21 protein-coding genes are annotated in these 20,918 nt (G+C 44.4%); 10 read left to right on the top strand and 11 right to left on the bottom strand.

Annotated features, from left to right (window positions below; translation table 11 throughout):
- From aceE to ampD, 3 genes are all read right to left on the bottom strand, one after another.
- On the bottom strand, positions 1 to 2,664 hold the full coding sequence (gene aceE / locus ACF8EG_RS07045; protein WP_005462566.1) for a pyruvate dehydrogenase (acetyl-transferring), homodimeric type: 2,664 nt from the start codon (positions 2,662 to 2,664) through the stop codon (positions 1 to 3).
- Positions 2,665 to 2,712: 48 nt separating this feature from the next.
- Positions 2,713 to 3,480, bottom strand: coding sequence for a pyruvate dehydrogenase complex transcriptional repressor PdhR (gene pdhR / locus ACF8EG_RS07050; protein WP_005462576.1), 768 nt, complete (start codon positions 3,478 to 3,480; stop codon positions 2,713 to 2,715).
- A 405-nt stretch (positions 3,481 to 3,885) separates the two neighbouring features.
- On the bottom strand, positions 3,886 to 4,437 hold the full coding sequence (gene ampD / locus ACF8EG_RS07055; protein WP_025792846.1) for a 1,6-anhydro-N-acetylmuramyl-L-alanine amidase AmpD: 552 nt from the start codon (positions 4,435 to 4,437) through the stop codon (positions 3,886 to 3,888).
- A 92-nt stretch (positions 4,438 to 4,529) separates the two neighbouring features.
- On the opposite strand from ampD, the gene nadC reads away from it, so the two are divergent.
- From nadC to yacG, 8 genes are all read left to right on the top strand, one after another.
- Positions 4,530 to 5,417, top strand: a complete 888-nt coding sequence (gene nadC, locus ACF8EG_RS07060) for a carboxylating nicotinate-nucleotide diphosphorylase (RefSeq protein WP_029839899.1) — start codon at positions 4,530 to 4,532, stop codon at positions 5,415 to 5,417.
- A 261-nt stretch (positions 5,418 to 5,678) separates the two neighbouring features.
- Positions 5,679 to 6,122: a prepilin-type N-terminal cleavage/methylation domain-containing protein gene (locus ACF8EG_RS07065; RefSeq protein ID WP_069507401.1), complete on the top strand. Its 444-nt coding sequence runs from the start codon at positions 5,679 to 5,681 to the stop codon at positions 6,120 to 6,122.
- Between the two features lie 6 nt (positions 6,123 to 6,128).
- A complete protein-coding gene (pilB, locus tag ACF8EG_RS07070; protein WP_069507402.1) occupies positions 6,129 to 7,814 on the top strand; it encodes a type IV-A pilus assembly ATPase PilB in 1,686 nt (561 codons plus the stop codon).
- A gap of 24 nt (positions 7,815 to 7,838) precedes the next feature.
- On the top strand, positions 7,839 to 9,062 hold the full coding sequence (locus ACF8EG_RS07075; RefSeq protein WP_005462561.1) for a type II secretion system F family protein: 1,224 nt from the start codon (positions 7,839 to 7,841) through the stop codon (positions 9,060 to 9,062).
- A 64-nt stretch (positions 9,063 to 9,126) separates the two neighbouring features.
- Positions 9,127 to 9,996 carry an A24 family peptidase gene (locus ACF8EG_RS07080; RefSeq protein ID WP_069507403.1) on the top strand — a complete coding sequence of 290 codons (870 nt, stop codon included), beginning with the start codon at positions 9,127 to 9,129 and terminating at the stop codon, positions 9,994 to 9,996.
- The gene (coaE, locus tag ACF8EG_RS07085; RefSeq protein ID WP_005480887.1) at positions 9,997 to 10,611 is read left to right on the top strand and encodes a dephospho-CoA kinase; all 615 of its coding nucleotides are present in this window, start codon (positions 9,997 to 9,999) and stop codon (positions 10,609 to 10,611) included.
- Between the two features lie 27 nt (positions 10,612 to 10,638).
- Positions 10,639 to 11,379 carry a cell division protein ZapD gene (gene zapD, locus ACF8EG_RS07090; protein WP_005480890.1) on the top strand — a complete coding sequence of 247 codons (741 nt, stop codon included), beginning with the start codon at positions 10,639 to 10,641 and terminating at the stop codon, positions 11,377 to 11,379.
- Between the two features lie 68 nt (positions 11,380 to 11,447).
- Positions 11,448 to 11,642 (top strand): DNA gyrase inhibitor YacG, encoded by a 195-nt coding sequence (gene yacG / locus ACF8EG_RS07095; RefSeq protein ID WP_005462546.1) that lies wholly within the window; start codon positions 11,448 to 11,450, stop codon positions 11,640 to 11,642.
- 358 nt (positions 11,643 to 12,000) lie between these two features.
- Here the strand turns inward: yacG and rplS are convergent, their stop codons facing one another.
- The 5 genes from rplS to ffh form a co-directional block, all read right to left on the bottom strand.
- The gene (gene rplS, locus ACF8EG_RS07100) at positions 12,001 to 12,354 is read right to left on the bottom strand and encodes a 50S ribosomal protein L19 (protein WP_005462554.1); all 354 of its coding nucleotides are present in this window, start codon (positions 12,352 to 12,354) and stop codon (positions 12,001 to 12,003) included.
- Between the two features lie 41 nt (positions 12,355 to 12,395).
- On the bottom strand, positions 12,396 to 13,139 hold the full coding sequence (trmD, locus tag ACF8EG_RS07105) for a tRNA (guanosine(37)-N1)-methyltransferase TrmD (RefSeq protein ID WP_392419356.1): 744 nt from the start codon (positions 13,137 to 13,139) through the stop codon (positions 12,396 to 12,398).
- Between the two features lie 27 nt (positions 13,140 to 13,166).
- Entirely contained in the window at positions 13,167 to 13,715 is a 549-nt protein-coding gene (gene rimM, locus ACF8EG_RS07110; RefSeq protein WP_069507404.1) for a ribosome maturation factor RimM, read from the bottom strand.
- A 28-nt stretch (positions 13,716 to 13,743) separates the two neighbouring features.
- Positions 13,744 to 13,992, bottom strand: coding sequence for a 30S ribosomal protein S16 (gene rpsP / locus ACF8EG_RS07115; protein ID WP_005379962.1), 249 nt, complete (start codon positions 13,990 to 13,992; stop codon positions 13,744 to 13,746).
- A 209-nt stretch (positions 13,993 to 14,201) separates the two neighbouring features.
- Entirely contained in the window at positions 14,202 to 15,584 is a 1,383-nt protein-coding gene (gene ffh, locus ACF8EG_RS07120; RefSeq protein ID WP_005462555.1) for a signal recognition particle protein, read from the bottom strand.
- A gap of 212 nt (positions 15,585 to 15,796) precedes the next feature.
- On the opposite strand from ffh, the gene ACF8EG_RS07125 reads away from it, so the two are divergent.
- Both ACF8EG_RS07125 and ACF8EG_RS07130 read left to right on the top strand, forming a co-directional pair.
- On the top strand, positions 15,797 to 16,591 hold the full coding sequence (locus tag ACF8EG_RS07125) for an inner membrane protein YpjD (protein ID WP_005462565.1): 795 nt from the start codon (positions 15,797 to 15,799) through the stop codon (positions 16,589 to 16,591).
- A 132-nt stretch (positions 16,592 to 16,723) separates the two neighbouring features.
- Entirely contained in the window at positions 16,724 to 18,004 is a 1,281-nt protein-coding gene (locus tag ACF8EG_RS07130; protein WP_005462557.1) for an HlyC/CorC family transporter, read from the top strand.
- Between the two features lie 61 nt (positions 18,005 to 18,065).
- On the opposite strand, the gene luxS is transcribed toward ACF8EG_RS07130, so the two are convergent.
- From luxS to gshA, 3 genes are all read right to left on the bottom strand, one after another.
- The gene (gene luxS / locus ACF8EG_RS07135; RefSeq protein ID WP_005462534.1) at positions 18,066 to 18,584 is read right to left on the bottom strand and encodes an S-ribosylhomocysteine lyase; all 519 of its coding nucleotides are present in this window, start codon (positions 18,582 to 18,584) and stop codon (positions 18,066 to 18,068) included.
- 65 nt (positions 18,585 to 18,649) lie between these two features.
- Positions 18,650 to 19,255, bottom strand: coding sequence for a hypothetical protein (locus ACF8EG_RS07140; RefSeq protein WP_015297256.1), 606 nt, complete (start codon positions 19,253 to 19,255; stop codon positions 18,650 to 18,652).
- 24 nt (positions 19,256 to 19,279) lie between these two features.
- Entirely contained in the window at positions 19,280 to 20,848 is a 1,569-nt protein-coding gene (gshA, locus tag ACF8EG_RS07145; RefSeq protein ID WP_069507405.1) for a glutamate--cysteine ligase, read from the bottom strand.
- Positions 20,849 to 20,918: the final 70 nt, after the last annotated feature.

Here is a 20,918-nt window from a genome sequence, read left to right on the forward strand (position 1 = left end):
TTAAGCGTATAGCGGGTTAGTTTTCTCAGTGTCGATGTCGAATTTCTTAATTGCTTCCGCAATTACAGATTTCTCAACTTCGCCACGTTTCGCTAGTTCAGTTAGTGCTGCTACTACTACGTAACCTGCGTTCACTTCGAAGTGACGACGTAGGTTTTCACGGCTGTCTGAACGACCGAAGCCATCAGTACCAAGAACTTTGAAAGACTCAGCAGGAATGAATGCACGAACCTGCTCTGCGTAGTTCTTCATGTAGTCAGTTGCTGCGATAGCTGGCTCAGTACCCATTACTGTTTGGATGTAAGGTACTTTCGCTTCCGCTTCTGGGTGAAGCATGTTGAAACGCTCTGCATCTTGACCGTCGCGAGTTAGTTCGTTGAATGACGTTACAGAGTAAACATCAGAGGCGACACCGTACTCTTCGCTTAGGATTTGAGCTGCTTTACGTACTTCATTCATGATAGTACCTGAGCTCATTAGCTGAACTTTCGCTTTATCGCCCGTGTAAGTTTCTAGCTTGTAGATACCTTTACGGATGCCTTCTTCCGCGCCTTCTGGCATTGCTGGCATTGCGTAGTTTTCGTTCATTAGCGTTAGGTAGTAGAACACGTTCTCTTGATCAGGACCGTACATGCGACGGATACCGTCTTGCATGATTACTGCTACTTCGTACGCGAATGTTGGGTCGTAAGAGATACAGTTAGGAACCGTACCCGCCATGATGTGCGAGTGACCGTCTTCGTGCTGTAGACCTTCGCCGTTCAGCGTCGTACGACCAGCAGTTGCGCCTAGTAGGAAACCACGTGCTTGTTGGTCGCCCGCCATCCACGCCATGTCGCCAACACGTTGGAAGCCGAACATTGAGTAGTAGATGTAGAACGGGATCATTGGTAGGTCGTTTGTCGAGTATGAAGTCGCAGCAGCAACCCATGAAGACATAGCACCTAGCTCGTTGATACCTTCTTGTAGAACCTGACCTGACGTTGCTTCTTTGTAGTAAGAAACGATGTCGCGGTCTTGTGGTGTGTAGTTCTGGCCGTGCGGGTTGTAAATACCGATTTGACGGAACAGACCTTCCATACCGAATGTACGCGCTTCGTCAGCAATGATAGGAACGATGTTCTTACCAATGTTCTTGTTCTTAAGTAGAACGTTAAGTGCACGTACGAATGCCATAGTAGAAGAGATATCACGCTTCTGTTCTTCTAGTAGTGGCTTGAATTCTTCTAGCTCAGGAACGATTAGTTCTTGAGTGAAGTTAGGCAGACGCTGTGGCGTGTAGCCGTGTAGCGCTTTACGACGAGCGTGTAGGTATTCGTACTCTTTTGAACCTTCTTCAAGTTTCAGGTACGGAAGTTCTTTCACAGCTTCGTCAGTTAGGATGTCTTGTAGACCTAGACGATCACGTAGGTGTAGTACGTGAGTCATATCCATCTTCTTAACTTGGTGCGCGATGTTCTTACCTTCAGCCGCTTCACCCATGCCGTAACCTTTAACAGTCTTAGCTAGGATAACCGTTGGACGGCCTTTAGTTTCTGCCGCGTTTTTGTAAGCAGCGTAAAGCTTAGAAGACTCGTGACCACCACGCTTAAGTGCGAAGATTTCGTCGTCAGTCATGTCAGCAACGAGTGCAGCAGTTTCTGGGTACTTACCGAAGAAGTGCTCACGCACGTATGCGCCATCTTTCGCTTTGAACGTTTGGTAATCGCCATCGATTGTTTCGTTCATAAGCTGTAGAAGCTTACCAGTTGTGTCTTTAGCTAGTAGAGAATCCCAGTTGTTACCCCAGATTACTTTCACTACGTTCCAGCCAGCACCTTTGAACAGACCTTCAAGTTCTTGAATGATCTTACCGTTACCCATTACAGGGCCGTCTAGACGCTGTAGGTTACAGTTGATTAGGAAACATAGGTTGTCTAGCTTCTCACGCGCAGCGAAAGAGATAGCACCACGTGATTCTGGCTCATCCATCTCACCGTCACCTAGGAACGCGTAAACGCGCTGCTCAGAAGTATCTTTCATGCCGCGGCCTTCAAGGTACTTAAGGAAACGAGCTTGGTAGATCGCAGAGATCGGACCTAGACCCATAGATACGGTTGGGAACTGCCAGAATTCAGGCATTAGTTTAGGGTGCGGGTATGATGGGATACCTTTACCATCCACTTCTTGACGGAAGTTGTCTAGCTGCTCTTCAGTTAGACGACCTTCAACGAACGCACGAGCGTAGATACCCGGAGAGATGTGACCTTGGTAGTAAACTAGGTCACCACCGTCCTTCTCGTTTGGCGCACGGAAGAAGTGGTTGAAACATGTTTCGTAGAATGCAGCAGAAGACTGGAAAGACGCCATGTGGCCGCCTAGTTCTAGGTCTTTCTTAGATGCGCGAAGAACGATCATGATTGCGTTCCAGCGAATGATGGAACGAATACGGCGCTCAAGCGTTGTGTCACCAGGGTAAGCTGGCTCTTGGTCTGCAGGAATCGTGTTGATGTAGTTAGTTGTGATACCTGTTGGCATATCAACACCGTCTAGACGTGCTTTGTCTAGAACCTGCTCTAGTAGGTACTGAGCGCGTTCTACACCTTCTTCACGTACAACTGACTCAAGTGCTTGTAGCCATTCTTGAGTTTCCAGTGCATCTACGTCATGCTTCATATCAGACATGGCGATCTATCCTTCTGTTGGTTGGATCTACTTATTTAAGTAACACTCTTACGAGTTGTTACCCTGCTGAATTCGACGCAGAGAACGCTCTCGTCGAGACTCTTCTCGAGTCAAATCCAACAATGTTTCTTCGATGTAAGCCAAGTGCGAATGAGACATCTCACGAGCCTTTTCAGGCTGACCAGAAACAATCGCATCCACAATGTTAGCTCGGTGTTTACTCACTTTCTCGACCGCCTCAGGGCGGCGACGTAGTAATTTAAAATTCTGTAGAATGTTTTGCTCAAGTAGAGGAGCTAAGCTACGCACAATGTGCAGTAACACGACATTATGAGCCGCTTCTGTTATCGCAATTAAAAACTGCATAACTTCCGCTGATTCCGCTTCGATATCGTTGTTTGCTTGCTCTTTACTAATGCGCTCAAGGCAGCCTTGAATGCGTGCAAAATCTTCTTCGGTACCACGCAAAGCTGCAAAATACGCCGAAATCCCTTCCATTGCATGACGTGACTCAAGCAAATCAAGTTGGGTTTCAGAGTGGCTAGACAACAAATTCAGCAAAGGATCGGAAAAGCTTTTCCAGATGTTTTCGCTAACGAAAGTACCGCCACCTTGGCGACGAGTTAACAAACGTTTCGCTTCTAAGCGTTGGATGGCTTCACGGACTGAAGGACGAGACACATCGAACTGTTTCGCCAGTTCGCGCTCTGGTGGCAATTGTTGCCCCGGAGACAATGTTCCTTCCACAATCAACCTTTCTAACTCTTGTTCAATAACATCAGAGAGCTTTGGCTGACGAATCCTTTGATAAGCCATAATTTATTGTTCTTCTACTCTTGCAGGTAATTGGTAATACCAATTTTAAGTTGGTGCAGAAATTAACATAATTAAAACGCAACTGTCCAGCCAAAAATTGACCTAAATCATAGAACGGACTTGCAACCAACACTCTGATAACAATTGACTATTAAAACGGCAAAAAAATTGGTCTGACCAATTACATTAACAAAACAAATGGGAATTAGACGTGCTAGCGGTTTTGGAAAAGAAATACAAAAAATGACAAAATGATCAGTCTATTTATTCACCAAAACGAACTCATTAGTCGTAAAAATGTAGTTAATTTTTAACAACCATTAATATTTCTCGTATCAAAAAAAGGCATACCTGATCGTATGCCTTATTTATTTCCGTTTTTTGAATTTACAGTTTTGCTACAAATCAACGTTGAACCAGCTGCCTATATTTAACCCAATCAAAGCTTAGACCAGGATCGCTTTTTCTCAAGGGAGCAATGTATTGATGGCCGGTAATTCGTGGCAAGGTAATTTGAGGATATTGATGCATGATAGCTTGAGTTAATCGAGCAAGTGATTGATATTGCTCTTCTGTATACGCCACAAATTCTGTTCCCTCTAGCTCAATGCCAATGGAGTAATCATTGCAACGATCTCTCCCTGCAAAGCTTGATTGCCCCGCATGCCATGCTCTATCAAGAAATGAAACGAACTGAACAATCTCACCATCGCGCTTTATTAAACAATGCGCTGAAACGCCCATTTTGTGAATTACCTCAAAAAATGGGTGCGCGTTAGGATCAAGATTGCCGCTGAAAAAGTCTTCAATATACGTCCCACCAAACTGACCAGGTGGCAAACTGATGTTATGAACAACTAATAGAGAGATATCGTGTTCGCTGTTGCGTGCATCAAAAAATGGTGATGGAACATGCTTTGCGTGAGTCAACCATCCATTATCGATAATTGGGGACATATCAACCTCTATAGTTTGCAAATTAACTGCTGAAATTATTGACACCGGAGAGTATCATTCGATGCCATCTCCCTTTCAAGACTAGATTTGCGATGAAGAACACACACAACAGCCAAGAACGCCTAGAATACCTCAAGCAACAACTTCCTTTAGAAATCACCCGCTCTGTCGCCGATACCTTAAAAGAAGATCTAGGTGGCACGTTGGATGCGTCACAAGATATCACTGCATCTCTTATTCCTGCTGATGCAATGAATACCGCAACCATCATCACTCGTGAACACGGCGTGTTTTGTGGTCAAGCTTGGGCAGATGAAGTATTTAAACAGCTTGGCGGCAAAGTCACTATCGAATGGCATGTAAAAGATGGTGATAAAGTCGAGCCAAACCAAACACTTTGCACGCTAACAGGCCCAGCTCGTGACCTGTTAACGGGTGAGCGCAACGCAATGAACTTTATTCAAACCCTTTCTGGCTGTGCAACAACAACCGCTGAGTATGCAGCAAAAATCGCGCATACCGATTGTCGTTTGTTAGACACTCGCAAAACCATTCCAGGTCTTCGAAGTGCTCTGAAGTACGCCGTTGCTTGTGGTGGCGGTTTTAACCATCGTATCGGTGTGTTCGACGCTTACCTCATCAAAGAAAACCACATCATCGCTTGTGGCGGAATTACTCAAGCAATCACCACAGCAAAAGATCTCAATCCTGGCAAACCAGTCGAAGTAGAAACAGAAAGCCTGGCTGAGCTACAAGAAGCGATCGACGCAGGTGCCGACATCATCATGCTAGATAACTTCACGAAAGAAATGATGCGTGAAGCCGTAGAGATTAACGCAGGCCGTGCCGCTTTAGAAAACTCAGGCAACATCACTCTAGATACTATCGCTGAATACGCAGAAACCGGAGTCGATTACATTTCGGTAGGCGCTTTAACTAAGCATTTAAAAGCGATGGATCTTTCGATGCGCTTCAAATAATAAAAGCAACAAATCTCAAATTACTTCAACCAACTCAGTGAGTTGTGAGTAATTCATCATTTAAAAGGGCCACTTGGCCCTTTCTTTTTATCCACTAAAAAATAGTACTACTCGCAAAACTCTGCATGCGATATGCAACTTTTCACCAAAGAGTTTTATCTCACTCGAGAGCCCATCCCTTCCCCATTTTCAACCCACCTTAACTCTCCATAATCTTTCGCTAATGCAAGAGCATTATTAATTTTTAGGAAAGGGTTAAAAATGAAAAACAGTAAACAGAAAAAACAACAGGGTTTTACGCTAATTGAATTGATGATTGTGGTAGCAATTATTGGGGTGTTATCAGCTATCGCGATTCCTGCTTATCAAAACTATGTAAAGAAGTCAGAAGCAGCTACTGGGTTGGCAACCGCTAAATCTCTTATCACTAATATAGATATGCATATTCAAGAAGTCGGCGCTTTCCCGACTAATGATTCAACGGGCTTTACTGCTGTTGGTGCAACATCAGGGATGAACAAACTTGGCACTCTATCATTCGAGAGTATCAGCGGTGCAAATGGAACCATTAAGTTCCTATTTGGTAATACTTCTTCTATAAGCACGGCCTTTGTAGAAATTGCCAAGTCAAATAGTGGGTGGGCATGTACATTTACAACTAATAGCAAATTAACAAGCAATGAAGTACCAAAAGCTTGTAGATAAAACCTAATGTTAACAAACCTCTCAACCATTCTTCGTCAAAAAGGAATACTGACCTTTTCCCAAGAAGAATCGTTAATAGAGCAAGTCAAAGCTTCTGGCATTTCAATGCCGGAAGCTTTACTCAGTTCTGGATTATTCACGTCAAGCGAACTGGCCGAGCACTTAAGTTCTCTCTTTGGTTTAAATCAGCCCGAGTTATCTCAGTATGAGTACGCTTCGCTTTGTCAACAACTCGGTCTACGTGAATTAATCACTCGACATAATGCACTCCCACTCCAGCGTACGCCTTCAACGTTGTTATTAGCCGTTGCCGACCCCACGAACCAACAAGCAGAAGATGATTTCCGCTTTGCCACTGGGTTACAGGTTGAGTTGGTGTTGGCGGATTTTCGTCAACTCAGCGCGGCAATTCGTCGCTTGTACGGGCGTGCCATCGGTCAGGAACGCTCCCAACTCAAAGAGATCAACCAAGAAGAGCTAGCGAGTCTGGTGGATGTCGGTGCAGATGAAATCGACAATATCGAAGACTTGAGCCAAGACGAGTCGCCCGTTAGCCGCTACATCAACCAAATTCTGTTGGACGCGGTACGTAAAGGCGCATCCGATATCCACTTTGAGCCTTATGAAAAGATGTACCGAGTTCGTCTACGTTGCGATGGCATTTTGATCGAAACTCAGCAACCGCCAAATCACTTGAGTCGTCGCTTATCAGCTCGTATCAAAATTCTCTCTAAACTTGATATTGCAGAGCGACGTTTACCGCAAGACGGGCGTATTAAGCTCAAGTTGAATCAAGACACAGCAATTGATATGCGTGTATCCACGCTACCTACCTTGTTTGGAGAGAAAATCGTACTCCGACTGCTCGATAGCAGCTCTGCATCACTGGATATCGACAAGCTTGGTTATAGTGAGCAACAAAAACAGCTGTATTTAGAGGCTCTGCGTCGTCCACAAGGTATGATTCTGATGACAGGACCAACAGGAAGCGGCAAAACCGTTTCGTTGTACACTGGGTTAAATATTCTCAATAAACCAGAGATCAACATCTCCACAGCGGAAGACCCGGTAGAAATTAACTTATCGGGCATTAACCAAGTTCAAGTCCAACCTAAGATTGGTTTTGGCTTTGCAGAAGCTCTACGTTCTTTTCTGCGTCAAGATCCCGATGTGGTCATGGTGGGTGAGATTCGAGACCTAGATACTGCGGAAATCGCGATTAAGGCGTCCCAAACCGGTCACTTAGTGCTCTCTACTTTGCATACCAACTCTGCGGCTGAAACCATCATTCGTTTATCAAACATGGGCGTAGAAAGTTTTAACCTCGCCTCTTCACTTAGCTTGATTATTGCCCAACGCCTAGCTCGCAAACTTTGTCCATATTGTAAACAACCGCAAGAGCATACCGTTCAACTTCAGCACCTCGGCATTCAAACAACTGACAACATTTTTAGAGCCAATCCAGATGGTTGCAACGAATGCACCCATGGTTATTCTGGCCGAACAGGTATCTATGAAGTCATGCGCTTTGATGAATCTCTATCCGAAGCTCTTATTAAAGGAGCCTCGGTACATGAACTGGAAAAACTTGCCATTGCGAACGGCATGAGCACCTTGCAAATGTCCGGAATAGCAAAACTCAAACAAGGCATCACAAGCTTTAGTGAGTTACAACGAGTGCTCTATTTCTAATCCTTAAATCAGCAGTTACCTCCTATGAAAACTACGACACCACAATTAAAGAACTTCCGTTGGAAAGGCGTCAACAGCTCAGGGAAAAAGACCTCTGGTCAAACTCTGGCAATGAGCGAAATCGAAGTACGAGAGCGCTTAGATGCCCAGCACATCAAAATCAAAAAGCTAAAGAAAAGCAGCATCTCTTTTTTGACCAAACTTAGCCATCGCGTAAAAGGAAAAGACATCACGGTTTTCACTCGTCAAATCTCAACGATGCTAGTAACCGGTGTGCCGCTAGTACAAGCATTGAAATTGGTCTCTGATAACCACAAAAAAGCGGAAATGAAATCCATTTTGATGAGTGTAACTCGGGCTGTTGAAGCGGGTACGCCGATGTCCAAAGCGATGCGTACCGCCAGCAACCATTTTGACCCGCTATATACCGACCTGATTGCGACAGGAGAACAATCGGGCAACTTAGCCGAAGTGTTCGAACGCTTAGCTACCTACAGGGAAAAAAATGAGCAGCTTAGAGCCAAAGTGATCAAGGCTCTAATATATCCAGCCATGGTTATTCTAGTTGCACTGGGAGTATCGTTTATCATGCTAACCAAGGTCATTCCCGAGTTTGAAAAAATGTTTGTTGGCTTTGGCGCTGAATTGCCATGGTTTACAAGGCAAGTCTTAGATCTTTCCGCTTGGACACAAAACTGGAGCCCATTTATCGCACTTGGCTCCATCAGTTTATTTATCTCCGCGAGAGTACTCTCTAAGCGTTCAGATTCTTTTCGTTTAATGCTCAACCGATCTGTACTTAAGTTTCCAGTCCTTGGAGCGGTTTTATCGAAAGCCGCTATCGCAAAATTTAGTCGAACACTCGCTACGAGCTTTACGGCGGGCATTCCGATTCTAACCAGTTTAAAAACCACATCGAAAACGTCCGGAAATATGCATTATCAATTGGCTATCGAAGAGGTTTATCGCGATACCGCAGCAGGAATGCCGATGTATGTTGCGATGCGCAATTGCAACGTGTTCCCAGAGTTGGTGCTGCAAATGGTTATGATCGGCGAAGAATCCGGCCGACTTGACGATATGCTCAATAAAGTCGCCACAATTTACGAGTTTGAAGTGGACAACACCGTCGATAACCTCAGTAAAATCTTAGAGCCATTGATTATCGTTTTTTTAGGTATCGTTGTCGGTGGCTTGGTCACAGCAATGTACTTGCCAATCTTTAACTTAATGAGTGTATTGGGCTAGAATGAGCCGTTAATCCCTTCAAAACAGCATGTTGCTGATTTGACTTATCGCTCAAGAGACAAATATGGAAGTGTTCCAGTACTACCCTTGGCTATTCGTTCTGTTTGCCAGTATCTTCGGTTTAATTGTGGGTAGTTTTCTTAATGTGGTCATTTATCGGCTACCTAAAATCATGGAATTAGAATGGCGCCGTGAATGCGCCGAATCATTCCCTGAATATAAGATTAAGCCACCTCAAGAAGTTTTGACATTGAGCGTGCCTCGCTCTTCGTGCCAAAACTGCGCGACGCCAATTCGTATTCGAGACAATATTCCAGTAATCAGCTGGCTATTGTTAAAAGGAAAATGCCATCATTGTCATACCGCAATTAGTCCTCGCTATCCGCTGATAGAATTACTCACTGCAGCGTGCGCTGGTTTTGTGGCTTATCATTTCGGCTTTAGCTACTTTACGGTTGCGTTAATCTTTTTCACATTTGTCTTAATAGCCGCGACTTTTATCGATCTCGATACTATGCTGCTACCGGACCAATTAACATTACCATTAACTTGGGCTGGCATTGCGTTAGCATTAACAGAAATAAGCCCTGTTAGTCTACAAGACGCCGTAATTGGTGCGATTGCCGGTTATTTGTGTCTTTGGTCGGTATATTGGGGTTTCAAACTGCTTACTGGTAAAGAAGGCATGGGTTACGGTGATTTTAAATTGCTGGCTGCCCTTGGCGCTTGGCTAGGATGGCAATCATTACCAATGATCATCCTACTTTCTTCCGTCGTCGGTGTGATATTCGGGCTCGTTCAGTTACGACTACAAAAACAAGGTATAGAGAAAGCTTTCCCTTTCGGCCCATATTTAGCGATTGCAGGATGGGTAAGCTTAATCTGGGGCGACCAAATTCTAAGTTGGTACTTCACGTCAATTTTAGGGGTGTAAATGGCTTTGGTAATAGGTTTAACGGGTGGTATCGCCAGCGGTAAAACTACCGTAGCGAATCTGTTCAAGCAGCAGTTTAAAATTGATATTGTCGATGCAGATATTGTCGCACGAGAAGTCGTCGAACCTGGAACTCCCGGGTTAAATGCAATCATTCAACATTTTGGTCAAGACATTACGCATGACGACAACACCTTAGATCGTGCCAAGTTACGCGAAAAAATTTTTTCTAATCCAGAAGAAAAAGCTTGGCTCAATGCATTGTTACATCCGATCATTCGAGAAAAAATGATAGAAGACCTTCAACAGGTCACGTCGGATTATGCGTTATTGGTCGTGCCATTACTCGTTGAAAACAACCTCGATAGTTTGTGCGATCGTGTCCTCGTTGTAGATGTAGAACCTGAAACTCAAATTTCTCGCACCGTTAAACGCGACAACGTAAGTGAAGAGCAAGCACATGCGATTCTCGCCTCTCAAGCTTCGAGACAGCAGAGACTCGATATCGCTGACGATGTGGTTAAAAACAATCCAAATGACCCAGATCTTTTGCTTCAAATCACAGATTTGCACGAAAAGTACCTAGCCATGTGTAAGAAAAATCTGCGAAAATAGGAATGAAACTCACCAAGGCTTATGTCGATGACCACGCACAAATTTGAACATCCGTTAAATGAGAAAACTCGTATTTATCTAAGAGTAGAGTCTCTGCTGCGTCAGGCTCACTTGGCCTCTGGTTTTGCCGATAATCACCAGTATCAACTTTTTTTCCGTGCTCTTTTTGACATGGTAGAGATCTTCGAACAGATCCAACTAAAAAGTGAATTGGCTAAAGATCTTGAGAAACAGCGCCTCTCCTATCGCCATTGGCTAAATGTAGAAGGTGTTGATCAAGAAGCCCTCAATTCCTTACTCAACGAAATTGATGTGGTTCATAGTCAATTAATGGGTGCAGAGCGTTTTGGTCAAGCGTTAAAAGAAGATCGCTTCCTTAGCTCTATTCGCCAACGTTTCAATCTACCCGGTGGCTCGTGCTGCTTTGATTTACCTGCATTACACTATTGGCTTCATCTGCCTATTGAACGTAAAAAGCATGATGCCAACCAATGGCAAAAGAGTTTGAAACCGCTTTCCGATGCGCTCACCTTGTGGCTAAAACTTGCTCGTGAAACCGGTCATTTTAAAGCCCAAATCGCGCGCGCAGGATTCTTCCAAAGTGACGCAGATGAAGCAAATATCCTCCGACTTCATATTCCAATGAAGTATGGCGTCTACCCTATGATTTCAGGTCATAAAAATCGTTTTGCGATTAAATTTATGGCTTTTGAAAATGGTCAGGCATGCTCACAAGATGTCGAGTTTGAATTAGCCGTTTGTAGCTAATCAAAACATCAGGCTATTATTCTAAATACTTCGCTTTAATACCAAGATTACAATGGGACGATTCAACCATGTCTAAAATTACTATCGTTCAATGCCCTCAATGTGGTACCGACGTTGAATGGGGAGAACAAAGTCCTCATCGCCCTTTCTGTAGTAAAAAATGCCAAATGATCGATTTTGGTGAGTGGGCAGATGAAGAAAATGCCATTGCTGGCGCCCCAGATATGTCAGACAGTGACGGCTGGTCAGAAGATCAATACTAGAGGTTCTAGGTTCTAGGTTCTAGGTTCTAAAAGTTGAGGAAGTTGGCGTGAAAGCGTCAACTTTTTTATTGCCTGTCGGAAAACTTTCCCTGAAGGCTTCTCCACTACTATCGGGGTTGTAACCTTTCAAGTTACAGTTCCACTCTATATCAGCGGGTTAAGTAAGTTATTTAAACACAAGCAATTTGTTTAGCTCAGAACGCAGATATTTTTCTTGCTACCTGGGAAGAGGCGCGGAGTGTACGTCAGTACATAAGCACCGATGACAACGGTAGAAAGAGAAATAGCCAGTTATGAGGCAAACATAAAAAAACGGAGCCCTAAAGGACTCCGTTTAATGAGAACGCTAGTTATAGCATTACTTCTTAGCAAGTTTCTCTTTGATACGAGCTGACTTACCAGAACGCTCACGTAGGTAGTACAACTTGGCACGACGTACTGCACCACGGCGTTTAACTTCGATGCTATCAACGATTGGAGAGTGTGTTTGGAACGTACGCTCAACACCTTCACCGTTAGAGATCTTACGTACAGTGAAAGCAGAGTGCAGGCCACGGTTACGGATTGCGATTACAACGCCTTCGAAAGCCTGTAGACGCTCACGGTCACCTTCTTTAACTTTAACCTGAACTACAACAGTGTCACCTGGTGCAAATTTAGGTAGGCCTGATTTCATTTGCTCTTCTTCAAGAGCCTTGATGATGTTACTCATTTTTAAAATTCCTAGAATAAACTGATACTAAATAAATTAGGTTACTTTGCATTATGCTCACTAATGAACTCTGCAAGTAATTGTTCCTGTTCGTCAGTCAGAGCTAGGTTTTCCAGGAGCTCTGGTCTTCTAAGCCAAGTTCGGCCCAGCGACTGCTTTAGTCGCCATTGACGAATGTCCTTGTGATTGCCTGACATCAGTACCGATGGCACCTCTTTGTCATCCAATACTTCTGGACGCGTATAGTGAGGGCAATCTAGCAAGCCATTAGCAAAAGAATCTTCTTCTGCTGACGCAAAATCTCCTAATACGCCCGGAATAAACCGAGATACAGAATCAATTAACGTCATGGCTGGTATCTCACCACCCGTCATTACAAAATCCCCAATCGACCATTCTTCGTCGACTTCAGATTGAATGATGCGCTCATCTACCCCTTCATAACGACCACAAATCAGAAGCAAATTCTCATTTGTTGCCAGTTCTTCGACTCCTTTTTGGTCGAGCTTACGACCTTGAGGAGAGAGGTAAATGACTTTCGTCTTACCCGGTGAGGCTTTCTTAGCGGTATGAATGGCATCGCGTAAAGGCTGAACCATCATTAACATACCTGGGCCACCACCGTAAGGTCGGTCATCGACAGTGCAATGTTTGTCGTGAGTGAAATCGCGAGGATTCCATGTCTCAATCGACAAAAGACCTTTTTTAACCGCTTGACCTGTTACTCCAAAATCAGTAACAGAACGGAACATTTCAGGAAAAAGGCTAATAACGCCAACCCACATGTTTATCTCGCTCTGTAATTTTGGAGATTAGAATCCAGGATCCCAGTCAACTTCGATCCGTTGAGCTTCGCGATCAACTTTGATGATCACTTGCTCTTCAAGGAACGGAATTAGTCGTTCCTTTTGCCCGAAAGCATCTTTAAGATTTGCTTTAACAACCAGAACATCGTTTGAGCCAGTTTCTAGCATGTCAGTAACGACACCTAGATCGTAACCTTTAGTGGTTACTACGTGCATTCCAAACAATTCACGCCAGTAGAATTCATCTTCTGACAATTCAGGAAGTACTGCAGGGTCAATAGCAATGTCAAAGTTAGTCATTAAATGCGCGTCTTCACGAACATCCATGCCTTCCAGCTTAGCCACCATACCTTTGTTATGGCGCTTCCAGCTTTCTACTTTGTACTCAACCCACTTGCCCTTTTGGTTAATATACCAAGGGCTGTAATCGAAAATGCTTTCAGCATTGTCTGTGTAGGAAAAAACCTTAAGCCAACCTCGAATGCCGTAAGTAGCACCAAACTTGCCTACAACAATCTTTTCGTTGCTCATTGTTTCTTTACCTTTCATCGACATAAACTAGTTTCTACTTCTGAAGTAAAAATTAAGCCGCTTTTTGAGCGTCTTTAACTAGCTTAGCAACGCGGTCAGATACAGACGCGCCTTGACCAACCCAGTGGTTAACGCGGTCTAGGTCTAGACGTAGACCTTCTTCTTGACCTTTAGCAGTTGGGTTGAAGAAACCAACTTTCTCGATGAAACGGCCAGTTGCAGCGTTGCGGCTGTCCGCTACTACGATTTGATAAAATGGACGCTTCTTAGCGCCGTGACGTGCCAAACGAATGGTTACCATGTCGTCCTCTTTGCTTTCTCAAAAATAAAATTAACCCCAAAAACCGTTCAATAACCTGAACAATCTGGGGTCTCGTGCCAAAATAAAGCTCCGGAATTTTACTCTTATCCCGGAGCAATGCAAGGGTTTAGTTACTTTTTCACCAACATAAATCGAAATTCAAGTTTGTGACGCAGCTAACACCCTGAAACTATAGTCACATTGATGAATTATCGACCAAATGGATTGAAGCCGCCGCCTCCCCCCATACCGCCCATCATGCCTTGCATGTTACGCATCATGCCTTTCATGCCGCCCTTCTGCATTTTCTTCATCATCTTCTGCATTTGGGTGAACTGCTTCAGTAGACGGTTAACATCTTGAACCTGTACCCCTGAACCTGCAGCGATACGCTTTTTACGCGAACCTTTAATGATTTCAGGACGTTGACGCTCTTTCATCGTCATTGAGCTGATGATCGCTTCCATTTGCTTGAACATCTTGTCATCGACTTTGTCTTTCACGTCAGATGGTAGCTGAGACATACCTGGTAGCTTGTCTAGCATGCCCATCATGCCACCCATGTTTTGCATTTGACCTAGCTGTTCACGGAAGTCTTCAAGGTCGAAACCTTTCTTCTCTTTGAACTTCTTCGCTAGCTTCTCTGCTTTTTCTTGGTCAACATTGCGTTGTAGGTCTTCTATCAGGGACAGTACGTCACCCATGCCTAGAATACGCGATGCAACACGATCAGGGTGGAATGGTTCTAGTGCGTCAGTTTTCTCACCGACACCTAAGAACTTAATTGGCTTGCCCGTGATATGACGAACTGACAGCGCCGCACCACCACGCGCGTCACCGTCAACCTTAGTAAGAATCACACCAGTAAGTGGTAGTGCATCACCAAAGGCTTTTGCTGTGTTCGCCGCATCTTGACCTGTCATTGCATCAACAACGAACAGCGTCTCAACAGGATTGATAGCTGAGTGAAGATCTTTGATCTCCCCCATCATTTCTTCATCGATAGCCAAACGACCCGCGGTATCGACAATTAATACGTCGTAGAATTTCTTCTTCGCGTGGTCGATTGCTGCGTTAGCAATATCAAGTGGCTTTTGATCTGGTGAAGATGGGAAGAAGTCGACACCGATGTCTGATGCTAGTGTTTCTAACTGTTTGATCGCCGCAGGACGGTAAACGTCGGCAGACACCACAAGTACTTTCTTCTTATCGCGCTCTTTTAGAAGCTTAGATAGCTTACCTACCGATGTGGTTTTACCCGCACCTTGTAGACCTGCCATCAAAAGTACTGCTGGCGGCTGTGCTGCTAGGTTAAGCGCTTCGTTAGACTCACCCATTACCGCTTCAAGCTCTGCTTGAACGATCTTGATGAATTCTTGGCCCGGAGTTAAGGATTTAGAAACTTCTACGCCAACCGCTTTTTCTTTAACGCGGTTTACGAATTCGCGAACAACAGGAAGTGCAACGTCAGCCTCTAAAAGGGCCATACGAACTTCACGCAGGGTTTCTTTAATGTTGTCTTCGGTCAGACGACCTTTGCCACTGATATTTTTCAGCGTTTTGGATAATCGATCCGTTAAATTCTCAAACATCTTTGTCTCTTCGCTAAAATGGCGATTAATTAGGGTGAGTATACCTTAGCCAACGTCACAGTCATACCCGAACACTACTCTTATAACTAAGTTGAGGGCTAACTTGTTAATTTCAATATCTCATCTCTCATGATTGATGACGCATATAACGTAGCCCCAAAGAGTAATGCAAGGTATAATTTCGTCACCGTGCACAACAACATTTAGGATTCATGGATAGCTTAATTGCCATCGCGGCCGCCATGCTCTACGTTTTGGCGATTGCGACCATCATACCTGGACTCTCTCAACAGTCAGGAATCAAAGCAAAAACAGTGTTTGCCAGTGCTGCCTGTGCGCTTGTTTTTCATGCGTGGATTTTGAGTGACCTGATATTTGATGGTTCTGGTCAAAACCTGAGTATTCTTAACGTCGCGTCTTTGATCAGTTTTATTATTTCGCTGGTCATGAGCATTGCAATGTTGAAAAACCGACTGTGGTTTTTATTGCCTGTCGTTTATAGCTTTGCTGCCATCAACTTAACTGCTGCCACATTTTTACCAAGCACGTTTGTCAAGCACTTAGAAAATGACCCGAAGCTGCTCATTCATATCTCTTTTGCACTATTTTCCTATGCAACGCTCACCATCGGCGCTTTGTACGCGCTGCAATTGGCTTGGCTCGATCACAAATTAAAAGCGAAGAAGTCGCTGGCTATTAACCCTAATTTACCACCGCTGTTAATGGTTGAACGTCAGCTATTTAAAATCATTCTGATTGGTAACTTACTGCTGACAGGCACACTCATCACTGGTTTTGTGTTTGTACAAGACATGTTTGCGCAAGGCAAAGCGCATAAAGGTATTCTTTCCTTCATTGCGTGGATCGTTTATTCCATCTTACTTTGGGGCCACTACCATAAAGGTTGGCGCGGTCGAAAAGTAACGTGGTTTGCGGTTGCTGGTGCGACGTTATTAACGTTGGCCTATTTTGGCAGTCGTTTTGTAAAAGAAATCATCTTGAATTAAGGAGCTCTCGGGCTCCTTTATCCTTTATCCTTTATATTCGCGGACAGATAAAATACAGTACGCATTAATTCATTGAATTCGCAGCTCACTTTGCTGTTGAATTGCCAAAAACATACAAGGAACAGCTACGTTTTGGACGACATATCTACGGGTATCTTATTTGCGCTACTCGCGTGTCTTATCGTCATATCAGGTTATTTTTCTGGTTCAGAAACAGGGATGATGTCTTTGAACCGTTACCGCTTGAAGCACTTAGCGAAAAGTGGGCATAAGGGCGCCAAACGTGTCGAAAAGTTATTAGACCGACCAGATCGCTTGATTGGTCTTATTCTTATCGGCAACAACCTCGTGAACATTCTTGCTTCAGCAATTGCGACCATCATCGGCATGCGCCTATACGGCGATTTAGGTGTCGCGATCGCAACGGGTGCGCTAACTATGGTTGTCTTGGTGTTTGCCGAAGTCACACCAAAAACCGTTGCAGCGCTGTATCCAGAGCGTGTTTCCTACGCGAGCAGCATCTTGCTCACTATCCTAATGAAAGTGCTATCACCGCTCGTAATGCTGGTGAACTTTATTACTAATGGTTTCATTCGTTTGCTTGGCGTGAAAGCTGATCACACGGTAGAGGATCATCTGAGTTCGGAAGAGTTACGCACGGTCGTAAATGAAGCTGGCGGACTTATCCCTCGTCGTCACCAAGACATGTTGGTGTCTATTCTCGATCTCGAACACGTTACTGTAAATGACATTATGGTGCCACGTAATGAGATTACGGGTATCGATATTAACGATGACTGGAAATCCATTGTTCGTCAGTTAACACACTCGCCACACGGTCGAATCGTTTTTTATCGCGACCAAATCGATGAAGTGGTTGGTATGCTTCGTTTACGTGAAGCGTACCGTTTGATGCTAGAAAAGAACGAGTTCAACAAAGAGACGTTACTGCGCGCGGCAGATGAAGTGTATTACATTCCTGAAGGCACGCCGCTGAACGTACAAATGTTGAAGTTCCAGCGCAACAAGCAGCGCATCGGTCTGATCGTAGACGAGTACGGTGATATCATCGGTCTAATCACTCTTGAAGACATCCTAGAAGAGATCATTGGTGAGTTCACAACGTCTATTTCTCCTAGTTTGTCTGATGAAATCAGCCCACAAGGCGATGGCAGTTTCTTAATTGAAGGCAGCACTAATATCCGCGATATCAACAAAGGTTTGAAATGGGATTTACCTACCGATGGCCCTAGAACCTTGAATGGTCTGATTTTGGAACACCTAGAAGATATTCCAGAGAGTCATTTAAGTGTCCGTGTCGCGGGCCATCCAATGGAAATTGTTGAAATCGAAGAAAACCGAATCAAGTTAGTTCGAGTCTATCCGAAGAAGAAAAAATCAACGTCCAAATAACCAAAACAAAAAGCCTGACTCATGTCAGGCTTTTTGTTTTGTGTTGCCGTTCCAAAAGAACTTAGTCTACGCGCAGCTCTTTTAGCATTGATTCTGGCAAAGCCAACTCGTCGTTTTTATTAACAGACACTCCTGCGGCTAGAATGTTCTTGGCAATTTGCTGTGCTTCTTCTAAAGAATGCATCGCTGCTGTACCACACTGGTACTCATTTAGCTCAGGGATTTTGTTCTGGCTTTCCACTTTTAGCACATCTTCCATAGAAGCGAGCCATGCGTCTGCGACTTGCTGTTCAGAAGGCGTACCAATGAGACTCATGTAAAAACCAGTGCGACATCCCATCGGTGAGATATCAATGATTTCCACACTGTCACCATTTAGGTGATTGCGCATGAAACCTGCGTACAAGTGCTCTAGTGTATGAATGCCTTTCTCTGAAAGAATGTCTTTGTTAGGCGCAGTGAAGCGTAAGTCGAAAACCGTAATGGTATCTCCTTTTGGAGTTTGCATGGTTTTCGCGACACGCACTGCTGGTGCATTCATGCGAGTGTGGTCTACGGTGAAGCTATCGAGTAAAGGCATTACATCTCTCCTGATTGTAATTCCAACACCTTGAGGTATTGGTTTGGTTTTATACCCAAATGGGGTTAAAAGAACCAGCTGCTGTTGTCTTCCAATTCCTGACGACATTGTTTCAGCTGCCAGCCATAAGTCTTTGCGGTTTGTTCAACGCGCCGAGCCACTTTCATCAAACTAGGCTTTCTTTTGTAAGTTCCACGTTTATAACCGCCTCGCCCTTCATGATAGGCCAGATACTGGTTATAAGGGTCCCACAATGAAATGCCTAACTGGCGACGAGTCTCGTGGGTATACCACCCTACAAACATTATCGAATCATCAAAATTGGTGCGCGAACCACCTTGTCCGGTGGAATCTTGGAAGTCATCCCAAGCTGGATCTTGAGCCTGAGCATAGCCATACGCACTGCTTACGCGTCCCCAAGGGATGAAACCCAATACGTAATCTTTGGGAGGTTTGGCATCATGGCGGAAACTGCTTTCCTGCTTGATGATGGCCATGGCAACATGAATGGGCGTTCCCCACTCTTTTTCCATATCTTTCGCATCATCATACCAACCAGATTTTTCTCGGAATATCTCACATAGGTTATCTTGCTGTTTTGGTGGCGCTGTCGCACATCCCGCAAGCAACACACTTCCTAGCACCGATACAACCAACGGCTTAATGTTCAATCCCACCCAATCCTTACTTATTGATTATTGTTTTAGATAAGCGAAGTAGTTTTCCAGAAACTCGTCAAAAGATAACGTATCGCTTTCTTCCGCTTGTCGCTGTTTCTCAACTGAAGAAGCCACTTCCGTTTCCATTATATCTTGCGAGTAATGTTGGTAACCGTGAGCCAGATTTTCTTCACGGAACTTCATGCCAAGAGCACAACCTACTTTGCCAAGTCCACCAAGTTCTTTGGTTAGCTCAAGCAATTGGCCAGAAATCGTCAGTTCAGGGTTATCAATCCATGCTTCTAGCTTGTCACATACAGCTTGGTAAGCGTCGCCACCAGCCGCAGAATCCATCTCTACTGCAATTTGGCGCAACTCAACGAATACTCGTTTCGCCCAATCTTGCAAAGATAAGCGTTCACCTTGGCAACCGATCTGCAGCATCAAACCTTTTTCACGACCAGAGATGATCACTTTGTTCCAGTTGTCACGCCAGCATTCTAGTTCGCAGTTATCCATGGGGTCAGAATCTGACAACGCCGCCCACGTTAGGAAAAGATCTAAGAAACGAACTTGCTCTTCGCTAACACCAACGGCACTGAATGGGTTCACATCTAATGAGCGCACTTCAATGTATTCCACGCCCGCACGACTCAAAGCATCTGAAGGCTTCTCACCACTTTTTGCTACGCGTTTCGGACGAATTGGGGCGTACAATTCATTTTCAATCTGGAGAATGTTGGTATTGAGCTGACGGTACTCACCATCCACTTTTACTCCAATTTTTGCGAATTCTTCAGATGGTCGACGAATCGCATCACCTAAACCTTCAAGATATTGGTCAATACTGTTGAAACCAATTTTCAATACGCTTTGAGCACTATTGGTATAACCAAGATCACTCAAGCGAAGAGACGTCGCTTTAGGGAGATACAGTGTCCCACCGATGCTTTCAAACGGAAGTTTAGTCTCACGGCCTTGAATGAACGAACCACATAACGCTGGCGATGCACCAAAGAAGTAAGGGATCATCCAACCAAAACGGTAATAGTTACGAATCAAAGCAAAGTAAGCAGCTGATTTGGTGTCTTGGCGAGCTTGCTCATCCTGCTCACCATAAAACGCATCCCAAAATGACTCAGGGAATGAAAAGTTGAAGTGAACACCAGAAATAATCTGCATCAAGCTGCCGTAACGGCGTTTTAGCCCCTCACGGTACAATGTTTTCATTTTCGCCGAGTTCGATGAACCGTACTGAGCAAGCTGAATATCATCTTCACTGCCGACATAACATGGCATAGAAAGCGGCCACATCTTTTCTTCGCCCATTTTGGTTTGAGTGAAATGGTGAATGTCTTTCAGTTGCGCCATCAATTCTGGAATGTCATGAGAAACCGGAGTGATGAACTCCAGCAACGATTCAGAAAAGTCGGTGGTGATCCATTTGTTTGTGAACGCTGAGCCCAAACCCTCTGGATGAGGTGTTGTTGCTAGGTGTCCATCCTGACGATAGCGCAAAGTTTCTCGCTCAACACCGCGTCCAAACTGCTTAAATACTTCGGGGTTTGATGCAACTTTTTTTAGTCGCGCAGCAAAATCAGTCAAAATGAGGTTCGCTTATATTAGGAGCAGGACACTTGTCGCTCGGGACAAGTGAAAGCTAAGTTATTGATAG

Source organism: Vibrio sp. YQ_11 (assembly GCF_043103065.1).
Taxonomy (GTDB): domain Bacteria; phylum Pseudomonadota; class Gammaproteobacteria; order Enterobacterales; family Vibrionaceae; genus Vibrio; species Vibrio parahaemolyticus.